Origin of the sequence: Nitrosomonas eutropha (genome assembly GCF_900116685.1) — a bacterium.
GTDB classification, from domain to species: domain Bacteria; phylum Pseudomonadota; class Gammaproteobacteria; order Burkholderiales; family Nitrosomonadaceae; genus Nitrosomonas; species Nitrosomonas eutropha_A.
This window is the reverse complement of sequence record NZ_FPBL01000016.1, coordinates 1-13298: the sequence shown is the minus strand read 5'-3', so window position 1 is coordinate 13298 and position 13298 is coordinate 1. Positions and strand designations below refer to the sequence as shown.

Here is a 13298-nt window from a genome sequence, read left to right as displayed (position 1 = left end):
TGAGCGACCAATTCCGCATCCTTCGGCGGCTGTCCCATGATCGCCAGATCCTTGTTCGACGTGGTCAGCATGTTCAGGATCCGTTCCTGATTCGACACTTGCAACCGCACCTGCACTTTGGCGTGCTGGCTGCAGAATGCAGCAATCAGCTTGGGCGCGAAGTAATTCGCGGTGCTCGCCACCACCAGATCCAATTCACCTCGGCGCAGACCACTGAATTCTTCCATTGCGGTGCTGAGGTCCTGCATTTTCGTCGCGATGATAATCGCGTGACGGTGCAGCTCGCGCCCGGCGTCGGTGGGCTGGATCTGTTTGCCGACCTGGTCGAACAAGGGTACGCCGACTTGCTCTTCGAGCTGTCGCATCTGCATTGATACGGCAGGTTGCGTCAGGTGCAGCACGTCAGCTGCGCGCGTGAAGCTCTGGCGACGCATGACGGCGTCGAAAATCTGCAGTTGGCGAATGGTCAGATGCATAATTTTTACATAAATTTATCTAATGTATTTTATCAGAAACTCGAATTGTATTTTATGATTTCATTCGATAAAATGTCTGTAGGCAAATCGATGAATCTATCCCTAAGACCAGGATTGATGCCTTGGTCGATTGTGCTGAACAAATTTTCCTTCGTCGTTTAGTTCTCGCGAGCAGCGAGCTTTAAGGAGTCATCAAAACATGGCAATCAAGACCTATCAGTCCGGTGTACAAGAGTACCGGCAAACTTACTGGCAACCGGATTACGTACCGCTAGACACCGACATTCTGGCGTGTTTTAAAATTACCCCACAGCCTGGCGTCGACCGCGAAGAGGCGGCAGCGGCGGTGGCCGCAGAATCGTCCTGCGGCACTTGGACTACAGTGTGGACTGATCTGCTGACCGACCTCGATTACTACAAGGGTCGCGCCTATCGGCTCGAGGACGTACCGGGCGACGATACGTGTTTTTATGCTTTTGTTGCGTATCCTATCGACCTTTTTGAAGAAGGTTCAGTCGTTAGCGTGTTTACCTCTCTGGTGGGCAATGTGTTCGGTTTCAAGGCGATTCGTGCCTTGCGCCTGGAAGACTTACGTTTCCCGATCGCATTTGTGAAGACCTGCGGCGGCCCTCCAAGCGGCATCCAGGTGGAACGCGACAAGATGAACAAGTATGGTCGGCCGCTGCTGGGCTGCACCATCAAACCAAAACTGGGCTTGTCGGCCAAAAACTATGGTCGTGCGGTGTACGAGTGTTTGCGCGGCGGTTTGGACTTCACCAAAGACGACGAGAACATCAGTTCTCAGCCATTCATGCGCTGGCGCGATCGTTTCGAGTTCGTACAGGAAGCCACACTGAAAGCCGAAGCCGAGACCGGCGAGCGCAAAGGTCACTATCTGAACGTTACCGCGCCGACGCCTGAAGAGATGTACAAGCGCGCAGAGTTCGCCAAAGAAATTGGTGCGCCGATCATCATGCACGATTACCTTGCCGGCGGTCTTTGCGCTAACGCTGGTCTAGCAAACTGGTGTCGTAATAACGGAATGCTGCTGCACGTCCACCGTGCCATGCATGCCGTGCTCGATCGCAATCCGCACCATGGTATCCACTTCCGCGTATTGACCAAGATTCTGCGCCTGTCCGGCGGAGACCACCTGCATACTGGTACTGTGGTGGGCAAGCTGGAAGGTGATCGCGCTTCCACATTGGGCTGGATCGATCTGTTGCGCGAATCCTTCGTACCGGAAGATCGCTCGCGTGGCATTTTCTTCGATCAGGACTGGGGCTCGATGCCCGGCGCTTTCGCCGTCGCGTCCGGTGGTATCCACGTGTGGCACATGCCTGCACTGGTCACCATTTTTGGTGACGACGCGGTGCTGCAGTTCGGCGGCGGCACGCTCGGTCATCCTTGGGGCAACGCTGCAGGTGCACACGCCAACCGCGTTGCGCTCGAAGCCTGCGTACAGGCGCGTAATGAAGGCCGTCAGATCGAGAAAGAAGGTCGCGAGATCCTTACCGCCGCGGCTCAGCACTCGCCCGAACTGAAGATCGCCATGGAAACCTGGAAAGAGATCAAGTTCGAGTTTGATACGGTTGACAAGCTCGACATTGCCCACAAGTAATGTTTCAAACCAAATTCGATCGATCTGCGTTCCAGTGAGACTGCGCCGATCGGATTCGATTCCTAATTTCGAAAGGATATAGCTATGGCCATTCACGCCTATCACTCAACAAAGGAATACGAAACTTTTTCGTATCTTCCCCAGATGACGCCCGAACAAGTGCGTCGTCAGATCGCCTACGCCATTGCCCAAGGTTGGAACCCTGCAGTTGAGCACACCGCCAAGGGAACACCTGCCAGGGTAAGTTTTTGGCATATGTGGAAGCTGCCGATGTTCGGCGAGCAATCGGTTGACGTCGTACTAGCCGAGATCGAGGCCTGTCATCGAGAATTCCCCGATCAAATGGTGCGTTTCATCGCTTATGACAACTACTCGCAAAGCCAGGGTGTGGCTTTCGTTGTTTACCGCTAAAACGAGCGGGCCCATCCCAGGGGCGGGCTCTGGCTGCATAAAATCGAACTACCCAGTGCGGCCAGTGAACGCCTGAAATGAACTCAAGTGCTGAGGCTCTTATGACAATCGCTGCATCAGGTTATGCCAATGCGAACCTATCCGGGCGCGAACTGGCGCTCCAGCGTCGCCAGGCGATGGCCCGTCAAGGCAAAGCCGCCATCGCCAAAACGTCTGCGCAGTGCAGCGCAGACATCACCATGAATGCAGGCAAAGCCGCTACTGCCTGGTACAGTTCGCGGATTCCTGTTACTGCGGCGGTATCGGTCGCGCAGGTTTTGACGCGCACTGAACCTTTACCGGCAGCAGCCGTATCGGCTGCACGGGCGCGACGACAAGCGCTTGCCAGCGTTGGCAAGGCGGCGTTGCAAACTGCTAAAAATCAAACTCGCCCGAGCGCGCATTTGCGCCCATCCGCCGCGATCAGGTGCGATTGCGATGCGCAGTGCGAATGCCGGACTCAGCACGCCTCTTCAGGCGAAGAGCTGATACAACGCGCGGCAGCCGCCGAAGTGTCGATGACCATGGTTGCTGCAGTGCAGGAAAGCGTGCAGCGTGCAACTGTCGTCGCCGAGCAGGCGACTGGGCGCGCGCTGGCCAAGATGCGCCGCGCCGCGTTGACACAAGATGGCAAAGCCGGGCTCAAGCGGGTTGCCCAGGCGACCAAGATTGCCGCTGCGATGCCGGGGCAGGATTGGCAAGCTGCGATGATCAAAGGAGCTACCGGAAGACAGATCGCGATGCGGCATCGTCGCGTGCAGTCGCTCGCGGGTCGCGCCGGCCTGTCGAGCAGCGCCGCTTCCAGGCCGAAAGGACGGATTAAGACGAGCGACGACAAGCAAGTGCCGATCAAGGTCGAGGAAGGGCACACTTTGTCTGGTCAAGCTGTGACCGGTACCATGGTCGAGCGCAGTATCAAGGTCACCGGCAACGAACCGGGATCCTGTCGCAGCATCACCGGCACCGAATACATCGGCACGGAACAGTTTCAAACCATCTGTGGTGTACGCGCCGAGCCGGGTGTGTCCAAGGTTGAGATGAGCCGCACCCTGCGCGAACAAAGGATCACTGGCACAGCGCTGGGCCGCTCGACCAAGACTACCGGTGACGAAGCGGGCGTTTGCCATCCCGTGACTGGCACCGAATACCTGTCCACCGAGCTCTTCAAGCAGTTTTGCGGCACACGCCCGGCGCCATCGCCGGAGAAAGTCGCGCTGGTTTCCACCGATGAGGGCATGACCGTGTCTGGCTCCCTGGTCGATCGGCCGCGCAAAATCACCGGTGCAGAGTATGGCGCTGATCAATCGATCACTGGTACGCGCTACGGCCGCCCGCCGGAAAGTGATAATGCGCCAAACAAGATTGCGATCACACACACCGGTTCGGGCAAGACTGTCACGGGCACTCTGGTAGGCCGTAGCGAACGCCTCACCGGCGATGAAGCCGGTAGCTGCCGCGTGATCACCGGCACCGAATACCTCTCCGCCGAGCAATTCAGCGACTTGTGCCATACCAATGCGCCGACAGTGCCACGCAAGGTCAGTGTGATGTCAACACACGGCGCGCAAGCCATCTCGGGTGCTTCCGTCGACCGCTCGTCCAAGGTAACCGGCAATGAGGTTGGTTCCTGCCGAGCGATTACCGGAAGCCAGTATTACACGACGGCCGATTTTGCAGGTCTTTGCGACGCATCCGGGCCGAACAAAGTCAGCACGATGCACACCCTCGCCGGTCGTGTCATTACCGGTTCGGAGGTTGCTCCCAGCCCAAAATTGACGGGTGACGAATCCTATGGGTGCAAATCCGTCACCGGCACCGACTATATCAGCACTCAGCAACTTGCAGCCGTTTGCCCGCCAGGACAGTCATCGACAGTACAATCCGTGAATAAGATCGTCTTCGATAGTACGTTGCGGGGCCAGCCGGTTTCCGGCAGCTATCCGGGCCGTGCTACCAACGTCACCGGCAACGAAGCTGGTACTTGCGCCCCCATCAGTGGCACGCAGTACTCGGGAATGTCGCAAATTCAGGAATTTTGCCCGGCTCCGAGCCTCGATGCTCAGGCGGCGCGCGTACGCGACAGCGCCGTGATTCCAGCCAGCGTCGTGACCGGCGACCGTCCGGGCGCAGGTGGGTCGCGCATGACCGGCGATGAGCGCGGCGCTTGCGAGCCAATTTCGGGAACGCCATATCTCGGGCCGGACAACATGCCCGGCCAATGCGCAACTAGCAGCCGTTTCGTTCCGCGCGGACGCACTTTCGATGTCGCACCGCAGACGCTCGCACCGAAGGATTTCAGCATTGTGCCGCCGTCGCGTCATCGCCAGGCCCAAAGTCCGGTGCGTGAGTACCAGGGAGATAATCTCACCGGCAACGCGCTGAGCAACAACTCACGTATTACCGGGACGATCAACAAGGCCGATGGCCTGATCACCGGAACGCCGGAGTTCCGGCATGGCGACACGTCTCGCGGCCAGGTGCGACAGGATGAAGTCGTCGCTGCTGCACTGCGACTGAGCGGCGAGGGCAGTCAGCAAGGGACGCGCATTTCGGGCGATGCCTGGAATACCAACACCCGGGTTACCGGCACCGAAGGCTCGTCTAGCCGGGTACGCAACCCTTCGATGCGCGGCCAACCGCGCGGCGTTGGCGTCAACGCAGTGAAGTTCCGCGAACTAGAGCGTCCTGATGTGCCTGAATCGGTCATTACTGGTTCGTCCGGCAATACCGGCAGAGGCGCAACCATCACTGTTTCGGGCGGCGCGCGCGGCTGAGGATAAGAGACGATGAACACGCGACAACGTATGCAGGCATTGCGGCGCAGTAGCGTTGGGCCGATGGGCATGGCCGATGCGGGCAGCATCTCAGAAGTGCTCGAGCATCCTGCTTGCGTGATTGGCAGCGGGCAGAGCTGCGAGCACCCGCTCGTGGATCGCGACCTTAATCGCCTATTGTTCGACTACGAGCGGACAGTGCGATCGCGCTTCACCCGCATCGTCGAGGTGCTCAAACGCATCTCCACGCATCAGCACGACGAGAACTTCACCGAGCGCGCGCAGCAGCTTGCCCGCGAACAACTCGGTTTCGATCTGCCGTCGCAGATGTTTGAGGATGCCTGGGTGTGCGGGCTGGATTTGTCGGCCCTGCATTCGCATTGCATATTCAGCGTCCTGAAGTCATGCGTCGAGAATGCACGAACCGAGCAGGCCGGCTGGCGTCAGCGTATGCCGCTCGATGAAAACTTTTTGCGATCCTGCGGCTACCACACGGTGGATATCAGCCCCTGTTCGGATGGCCGGCTGCAGGGCATGAGCTCTTATGTGCTGCGCATTTTGCCTGGGCCAAACGTGCAGGTGAAGGCCTATGCGGGCGCGCTGTTCGACATCGAAGTCGATGTATGCGACTGGGCGCAGCGCGAAGTCGAGCGACTGTCAGGCGCGATGGTCGATGGCGAGCGTCTGAACTATCTCAAGATCGCCGTCTACCACTTCAGTAGCTCCTCGCATAACGGTCACGGTTGTGCCGCGCATGGCAGCAACGATCGCCAAGCCACCGAGTCGGCGCTCGGCCGCTTGGATGAACTGCGCGAGGCGATCGATCGTAGTTTCGGCGTTGGCGCAGCGCCCGACGTGCTGCTGATCGGAGTCGATACCGATCTGGACGCTTTGCGCATTCATCTTCCTGATTCGTACGGCGACGTCAATTCGCATCGCTACATCGAAACCGTGAGGATCTACCGCGAGACGCTCGGGCTGTCCGACGAGGCGGCGCGCGCATGCATCGCCGAGATGATCGCCGACGTCGAGAATACCGGCGGTTGGGGCCAGGGCCAAGGGCGGATGCATGATGGCATGCGCCGTTTGGTGTCTGCGCTGGCCGAAGCTAATCTGTCGCAGATCGAATACGTCATCAAGCATCACACTGGGCGCTACGCAACCATCGGGCACGACGAGGAATGCATCGTCGCCGGCGACGCGGTTCGGCCGCTGCAATTGCGCAACCTGTTTTATTTCGCCCATCTCGACACTATCGAGGAAGGAGCACCCGACATAGATGTCGGGATCGATATCTTCGCCAAGCTCAATATCGCGCACGGTCTGCCGGTCCCGGTGCTGGTGCATTTCGAATATGATGCCCGGATTCCAGAATCGCGCGCGCGGGCAGTTGCGCGGGGTCGGCGGGTGCGTGACGCGATCAGGGCGCGCTATCCCGATCTGGCCGCCAGGGGTCTACTTAATTGCGCGATTGCGGTGAGTGAGCGCGCGGGCGACGAGTGCTGTGACTTCGTGGCCGACGAAGTCACAGCGGATCATTGAGCATCGAGGACTAAAACGCTATGCGAATCATGCGAGTCGAAAAAACCCTGGTGTCGACCAACCGCATCGACGCCTTTGGACATCGCCCGCTGCTGGTCGTGCAGGAAAAACCCGGCGGAACGCGCAGCGTGGCCGTCGATGCGGTGGGCTGTATCCCGGGCGACTGGGTGATCTGTGTCGGTTCCTCAGCAGCAAGAGATGCGGCTGGTGCCAGGGATTTTCCATCCGACCTGACGATCGTCGGCATCATCGACCACTGGAACCCGGAGGCGATCTGATGGAGATCTGGCGCGTCGTCGACGAACTGGTTTGCACCCGGCGTGTGCCAGGGCTCGGCTCGGCGTCGTTGCGCGTACTGAAAGGACAGAAGGGTGAAATTATGGTGGCGTCCGACGCGGTCGGCGCGCCGCCGGGCAAATGGGTATTCACCGCGTCAGGCACCGCCGCACGTATGGCCATGCCTGATCGAACAGTGGTCACCGACCTGACCATCTGCGGCATCATTGATGGCTGGAAGGAGGCGTGACCAACGCGGTGAGCAAAGAGCAAAACGGCGCACGCATGGCGGGCGTTTGAGTGCAGGGAAGTGGCAGTTCAACCAATTTTTTGACTAAAGGAGTAAGAAAATGGCAGAGACGATGGGCATTGCCCTGGGAATGATTGAAACCCGCGGTCTGGTTCCCGCGATCGAAGCGGCCGATGCGATGACCAAGGCTGCTGAAGTACGTCTGATCTCGCGTCAGTTCGTCGGCGGCGGCTACGTCACCGTGATGGTACGCGGTGAAACTGGCGCGGTCAACGCCGCAGTTCGTGCGGGCGCCGATGCTTGCGAGCGTGTGGGTGACGGCCTGGTGGCTGCGCACATCATTGCTCGCGTACACAGCGAAGTCGAGGGCATACTGCCCAAGGCTCCGAGTGCCTAAGAAGCCCCTATCTTTCTTGAAACGACTACGAGGACAGCAACATGACTAACGTAAACGGCATTGCCTTGGGAATGATTGAAACCCGCGGTCTGGTTCCCGCGATCGAAGCGGCCGATGCGATGACCAAGGCTGCTGAAGTGCGTCTGATCGGCCGGCAGTTCGTCGGCGGCGGCTACGTCACCGTGCTGGTACGCGGTGAAACCGGCGCGGTCAACGCCGCAGTTCGTGCGGGCGCCGATGCTTGCGAGCGTGTGGGTGACGGCCTGGTGGCTGCGCACATCATTGCTCGCGTGCACAGCGAAGTCGAGGGAATACTGCCGACCCAGCCAGACGTCAGCGGCGGCGGTCGCGATGCCGAGATCACTTCTACGCGTAGCTGATCGAGGGATCGTTTCCTGCCATGGCTGTCGATCCGAGAACCTTGGGGTGGCTAGCACGCGCGCTAAACCACGAGATGGGAGCCGTTCAACAATACCTCGCACAAAGCGTGCTCGCGCGTCTTTGGGGGGATGTGGAACTTTCGGCACGCCTGCGTGCCGAAGCCTTCGAAGAGCTGGAACACGCCGAACGCTTGATGGAGCGTCAGATCCTACTCGGCGTAGCACCTTCCGGTGGACAGCTGCCCGTTGTTCGCCTGGGCCGCACTGCACAGGAGTTGCTCGCTCATGACCAACAAATCGAAGTGCAGGCCGTTCAACTCTATACCGATGCGCTAATGCATGCACAGCGCTTGCGTGACCAGGACTCGACAGCACTGTTCCAATCGTTGTTAGCGCAGGAGCGGGAGCATCTCGAACACATTATGCGCACCAAATCCGGATGAGCCTCGACATGAGCGACGAATTGCAAGACTGGGAACGGCGCGACAAGCCGCCGACGTTGTACAAGCGCTTTGCCTTCGAGCGTTATGCCCAGACGCGCGTATTTCTCGATGCCTTGTCAGTTCTGTGCGATGAGTTCAAGCGGCATCCACAGAATATCAATTTCGGTACCACCTACGTCAACGTCACGCTCGAAGCGGCCGACGGCAAGACCCTCGCGCCGCAGGATGAAGCCTTTGCCGCACACATCTCAGCGCTGGCCGAACGGGGGAAGTGATCGTGGCTGACATGCGTGTCATCGCGATCACCAACCAAAAAGGCGGTGCCGGCAAGACTACGGTGGCGATGAACCTCGCTGCCGGGCTGGCGCGGCAGGCGCCAGTAGTAGTGGTCGATCTTGACCCGCAATCCTCGGCCACGCAATGGGCGGCGGCCGGCACTACGGCCTTTCCCGCCACAGTCAAGCAGCTTAGAGTGGGCACCGCCATGCCAAATTTGCGCAAGGAATTCCGTGCTTTCGACTACATCGTGCTGGACTGCCCGCCATCGGTCGACACCCGCGCCGCTACGTTTGCGCTGCAGACCTGCGATATCGCGCTGATCCCGGTCCTGCCTTCGCCCGTTGACCTGTGGGCCAGCCTGCGCTTGCCGCAGGAGATCGACGAGGCGCGAAAACGCTGTTCAAATCTGAGAGCCTTTTTGCTTCTTAATCAGATCGAAGCACGCAGTGCGCTATCGGCGGCGATGCAGGAAGCACTGGCCGAGTTCGGACTGCCGGTGCTGCAAACATCGGTACGCCGGCGCAGCATCTACAAAACGGCCGCACTCGAAGGCGTATCTGTGTTTCAAATGGGTGCGCGCGGGCAGGCTGCCGCCGCAGAAATAGAAGCCATCATCCAGGAGGTTGTTGCATCATGACCAGCATCAAAGACAAGCTTGCCAGCAGTGTGCGTCAGGCCAAATCCACCACGCCTTCCAAGGTCACTGCGCCGCGTGCGGCAGCTGAGGACACCGACACCAAACAAACAAACATACAAGCCGAGCCGGCTCAGCAAACCACTGCGCCTGCACACAGCCAGAGTACTGTGGCGAACCCTGAGCCGGCTTCGAGTGCCCAGGCGCTTTTTCCCGACCGCGTGTGGCCGGACTAAACCCGGTCGAACCGAAGAATTCTGGATATCATTATGAGTAACGAAAACCTGACGCGAACCTATATGCCCCGGTGGAATGCATCCTACCGTTCCACGACTTCAACCCAGGAGGCGCAAGCGATGTCGCTGCCGGCAACGGCCGTCGTTGCGCCGACACCGGGTTCGCTCGACAGCTATCATGTGACCCGTGAACCGTACTATCGCGCCATCGGCGATGAAGTTGCGCTGTACGAGGCAGCGTATTCGGTGCGTATGCCCATCATGCTCAAAGGACCCACCGGCTGCGGCAAGACCCGTTTTGTCGAATACATGGCGTGGAAGCTCGGCAAACCGCTGATCACCGTGGCATGCAACGAAGATATGACTGCCTCCGACCTGGTCGGCCGCTTCTTGCTCGACGCCAGCGGTACGCGCTGGCAGGACGGACCGCTGGCGCTGGCGTCGCGTTACGGTGCGATCTGCTATCTAGACGAGGTGGTCGAGGCACGGCAAGACACCACGGTTGTGATTCATCCACTGACCGATGCGCGGCGCATTCTTCCATTGGAGAAAAAAGGCGAGATCATCGAGGCACACCCCGATTTCCAAGTCGTTATCTCGTACAACCCGGGTTACCAGTCCCTGATGAAAGATCTCAAACAATCAACCAAGCAGCGTTTCGGTGCCTTAGATTTTAACTATCCGGAACATGAAGTTGAGGCCGAAATCATCGCGCATGAAAGCGGCGTGAGTATGGACGTGGCGAAAAACCTGGTGCATATTGCTGAGCGTGCGCGCAACCTGAAAGGACACGGGCTCGACGAAGGCATTTCTACCCGCATGCTGATCTATGCTGGCCGTTTGATCACGCAGGGCGTGGCGCCGCTGGCGGCGTGCCGCGTCGCCCTGGTGCGACCGATCACCGACGACCCCGACATGCGCGATGCGCTTGATGCGGCTGTAACCACCTACTTCTGATGGGCGACATGGGTCTCGCATTATGGCTATTCACCTTGAAGAATTCCAGAGTTTGCTCGACGAGCTGCCCGGCAGTGCGCAGGAACTGCTGCGCGCGTCTTGGAACGAGGCGGCGCGCACACTCACGCCGCGTGGCTTAGATAACTACCTCAAAGGAGCGGTCGCGTTGCATCACCTCGGCCGCGGGGAGGACCTTGTGGTCGGTTTCATCCAATCCATGCCCGAGTTGGCGCGCGGAGTGGGTGAGGAAGCACTGCCTGACCTAGTCAACTTCCTCCTTGGCATGGCATCCAAAACCTCGGGCCATGTGCTTGCGCTGATCGTCGGCACAGCGCCGTTAGCGGCACAGCGCTTGAGCGATGCCGGCCTATTCGTCAGTTATCTGAAAGTGCTCGAGATCATGCTGACCCAGGCACCTCGCGGCCTGCGACCGATGCTGGAAAACCTGGACCGTCTGCTTACCCAGCTCACTCTGGGCGGCCTGCGGCGCTGGGTGCAATGGGGCGCACAGGCGTATCGCAGCGATTTAGACGGTCAGGTAGCGTACTTTTCTCTGCAAAGCGCCGACGCGCTGGCTGTGCTGCAGCAGGAGCGCAAGGGCACGCTGTTCGTCGACATTCAGCGTCGCTTGAACATCTATCAGCGCGCAATGTGGGGACGTGATTTTTTCCTGCGCCCTACTTCCGGCGATTACGAAAGCCGTGAAGAGTTAAAGCCCTACATTGAGCATTACGTCATTCATATTGCCGATGCCTACGACAATTACAAGCCACTGGGCCCCGATACGCCGCCCGAGCAATGCGTGCCAGCACTAGAGATCTACCGCGCCGCAGTTAACCATTGTGCTGCGCATCTGGTGTTCACTCAACAGCCGCTGTCCATGCAGATGTTGCATCCAGCGCAAATGGCGGTGATTGAGGTATTCGAAGATGCGCGGGTCGAAGAGCTGTCAATCCGGCAGTTTCCGAACATGCGCGAAGCCTGGCTGACACTGCATCCGGTGTTCGATTACTCTCGTGAGCCGCAGAGCATAGGCGAACTGCTCGACCGCCTGGGCCGCGCCCTGCTTGAAGAGCAGAGCCACGATCCTCATCCGTGGGTGCGTGAGGCCGTGGTGGCGTTTCACGCGCAGACCGATCTTTCGACCAACCAGACAAGCTGGAACCTCGGCATAGACTTATCGCACAAGCTCTTCGAGCTGCCGCTGCCCGAGTTCAACAACCGTACCGACCATCGCTTAAGCGCGATCTACCGCGACGACAACCGGGCAGTATGGCAGCTCGAAGAGTACGACGAGGCCCAGGCACTGGAAGCCACCTGGCAAACGCGGCAACAGGTACGCAAAAAAGTCAGCCTGATGGAAATGGTCAACGAGGTGGATAACGAGTTCGCCGGTGATGACGCGCAGGAAGTCTGGGAACTGCCGACCGAATATCTGTTCGATGACGGTGTCAGCATCAACGAACTCGAAGGCCGACCGCCAACTTCCGAACCTTTCTATTATCCCGAATGGGACTATAAGATCCAGCTTGAACGCCCGAACTGGGTCACCGTGCTCGAGCGCCATCCACCCGTGGGCGAACTCGCAGTCATCGAGAACATCATCATCGAAAATAAGCCGGTGATCTCGCGGCTGAAATTCCTGATCGAATCGATAGTACCGCAAGGCATGCAACGCATCCGGCACGTCGAGGACGGCGACGATCTCGATATCAACGCCGCAGTGCGCGCGATGATCGATATCCGCATGGGCCAACTACCGGACCCGCGCATCATGATGCGGCACAAGCGCACGCTGCGCGAGCTTGCAGTGATGGTGCTGCTGGACATGTCCGAGTCGTCCAATGACAAGGTGCGTGGACACGACTACACGATAATGGATCTCACCCGCGCGGCCACCGTATTATTCGCCAACGCGCTCGATCGCATCGGCGACCCATTTGCAATCCACGGCTTTTGCTCAGATGGACGGCACGACGTGCATTATCACCGTTTCAAGGATTTCGACCAGCCATATGGTGACATCGCCAAGGCTCGCTTAGCCGGCATGAAGGGCCATCTTTCCACACGCATGGGCGCAGCGTTGCGTCACGCCGGACATTATCTGGCGCAGCAGCTCAAATCCAAGCGGGTAATTTTTGTCATCACCGACGGCGAACCGGCCGACAACGACGTGTACGATCCGCAATATCTGCGCCATGATACCAAACATGCTATCGAAGAACTCGCGAGCAAGGGCATCACGGTGTACGCGTTGTCCCTCGATCCGCATGCCGACCAATATGTGTCGCGTATTTTTGGGGCTAAGAACTTCACCGTCATTGACGAGGTCGAGCGCCTACCGGAGAAATTGCCGACGCTCTACATGAGCCTCACACGTTAAGGGCGCCATGCAATGAAAATCAGCTTGCGCACCTTCGTATTTCTCGACGCACTGCAACCGCAGCTCGCATCTTATCTCGCCACCTCGTCACAAGGCTTTCTGCCAGTGCCGGGCGACGCCTGCATGTGGATCGAAGTCGCTCCCGGCATGGCGGTCCATCACCTTTCGAACATCGCGCTGAAAAAGACCAATGTGCGCAT

Annotated in this window: 15 protein-coding genes and 1 pseudogene; 15 read left to right on the top strand and 1 reads right to left on the bottom strand. The window is 58.9% G+C overall.

What is annotated here, in order from left to right; genetic code table 11:
- Nucleotides 1–476 (bottom strand): LysR family transcriptional regulator (locus tag BM331_RS10780; RefSeq protein ID WP_143100960.1); only part of this gene is annotated, 476 nt, incomplete at its 3' end.
- 199 nt (nucleotides 477–675) lie between these two features.
- Between BM331_RS10780 and BM331_RS10775 the strand changes: the two genes are divergently transcribed.
- The 15 genes and pseudogenes from BM331_RS10775 to BM331_RS10705 form a co-directional block, all read left to right on the top strand.
- The gene (locus tag BM331_RS10775) at nucleotides 676–2097 is read left to right on the top strand and encodes a form I ribulose bisphosphate carboxylase large subunit (protein WP_074929473.1); all 1422 of its coding nucleotides are present in this window, start codon (nucleotides 676–678) and stop codon (nucleotides 2095–2097) included.
- 84 nt (nucleotides 2098–2181) lie between these two features.
- Nucleotides 2182–2508 (top strand): ribulose bisphosphate carboxylase small subunit, encoded by a 327-nt coding sequence (locus tag BM331_RS10770; protein WP_074929472.1) that lies wholly within the window; start codon nucleotides 2182–2184, stop codon nucleotides 2506–2508.
- Nucleotides 2509–2609: 101 nt separating this feature from the next.
- Nucleotides 2610–5321 (top strand): alpha-carboxysome scaffolding protein CsoS2, encoded by a 2712-nt coding sequence (locus BM331_RS10765; RefSeq protein WP_074929471.1) that lies wholly within the window; start codon nucleotides 2610–2612, stop codon nucleotides 5319–5321.
- 12 nt (nucleotides 5322–5333) lie between these two features.
- Nucleotides 5334–6863 (top strand): carboxysome shell carbonic anhydrase, encoded by a 1530-nt coding sequence (locus tag BM331_RS10760; RefSeq protein WP_074929470.1) that lies wholly within the window; start codon nucleotides 5334–5336, stop codon nucleotides 6861–6863.
- A 20-nt stretch (nucleotides 6864–6883) separates the two neighbouring features.
- The gene (locus BM331_RS10755; RefSeq protein WP_074929469.1) at nucleotides 6884–7141 is read left to right on the top strand and encodes an alpha-carboxysome shell vertex protein CsoS4; all 258 of its coding nucleotides are present in this window, start codon (nucleotides 6884–6886) and stop codon (nucleotides 7139–7141) included.
- Complete coding sequence (locus BM331_RS10750; RefSeq protein ID WP_074929468.1) at nucleotides 7141–7389, top strand: carboxysome peptide B; 249 nt, start codon at nucleotides 7141–7143, stop codon at nucleotides 7387–7389. Before BM331_RS10755 ends, BM331_RS10750 begins: the two co-directional genes overlap by 1 nt.
- A gap of 100 nt (nucleotides 7390–7489) precedes the next feature.
- Complete coding sequence (locus BM331_RS10745; RefSeq protein WP_074929467.1) at nucleotides 7490–7786, top strand: alpha-carboxysome major shell protein CsoS1; 297 nt, start codon at nucleotides 7490–7492, stop codon at nucleotides 7784–7786.
- 41 nt (nucleotides 7787–7827) lie between these two features.
- Complete coding sequence (locus BM331_RS10740; protein WP_074929466.1) at nucleotides 7828–8166, top strand: alpha-carboxysome major shell protein CsoS1; 339 nt, start codon at nucleotides 7828–7830, stop codon at nucleotides 8164–8166.
- A gap of 20 nt (nucleotides 8167–8186) precedes the next feature.
- Nucleotides 8187–8609 carry a ferritin-like domain-containing protein gene (locus BM331_RS10735; RefSeq protein WP_074929465.1) on the top strand — a complete coding sequence of 141 codons (423 nt, stop codon included), beginning with the start codon at nucleotides 8187–8189 and terminating at the stop codon, nucleotides 8607–8609.
- An 8-nt stretch (nucleotides 8610–8617) separates the two neighbouring features.
- Entirely contained in the window at nucleotides 8618–8884 is a 267-nt protein-coding gene (locus BM331_RS10730) for a 4a-hydroxytetrahydrobiopterin dehydratase (RefSeq protein WP_074929464.1), read from the top strand.
- Between the two features lie 11 nt (nucleotides 8885–8895).
- Nucleotides 8896–9525 carry a ParA family partition ATPase gene (gene parA / locus BM331_RS10725; protein WP_074929475.1) on the top strand — a complete coding sequence of 210 codons (630 nt, stop codon included), beginning with the start codon at nucleotides 8896–8898 and terminating at the stop codon, nucleotides 9523–9525.
- Entirely contained in the window at nucleotides 9522–9758 is a 237-nt protein-coding gene (locus BM331_RS10720) for a hypothetical protein (RefSeq protein ID WP_074929463.1), read from the top strand. Before parA ends, BM331_RS10720 begins: the two co-directional genes overlap by 4 nt.
- Before the next feature lie 120 nt (nucleotides 9759–9878).
- Entirely contained in the window at nucleotides 9879–10715 is an 837-nt protein-coding gene (locus BM331_RS10715) for a CbbQ/NirQ/NorQ/GpvN family protein (protein ID WP_074929474.1), read from the top strand.
- Nucleotides 10716–10737: 22 nt separating this feature from the next.
- Nucleotides 10738–13098: a nitric oxide reductase activation protein NorD gene (locus BM331_RS10710; RefSeq protein WP_074929462.1), complete on the top strand. Its 2361-nt coding sequence runs from the start codon at nucleotides 10738–10740 to the stop codon at nucleotides 13096–13098.
- Between the two features lie 12 nt (nucleotides 13099–13110).
- Nucleotides 13111–13298: pseudogene (locus tag BM331_RS10705) on the top strand (hypothetical protein); the annotation flags it as partial.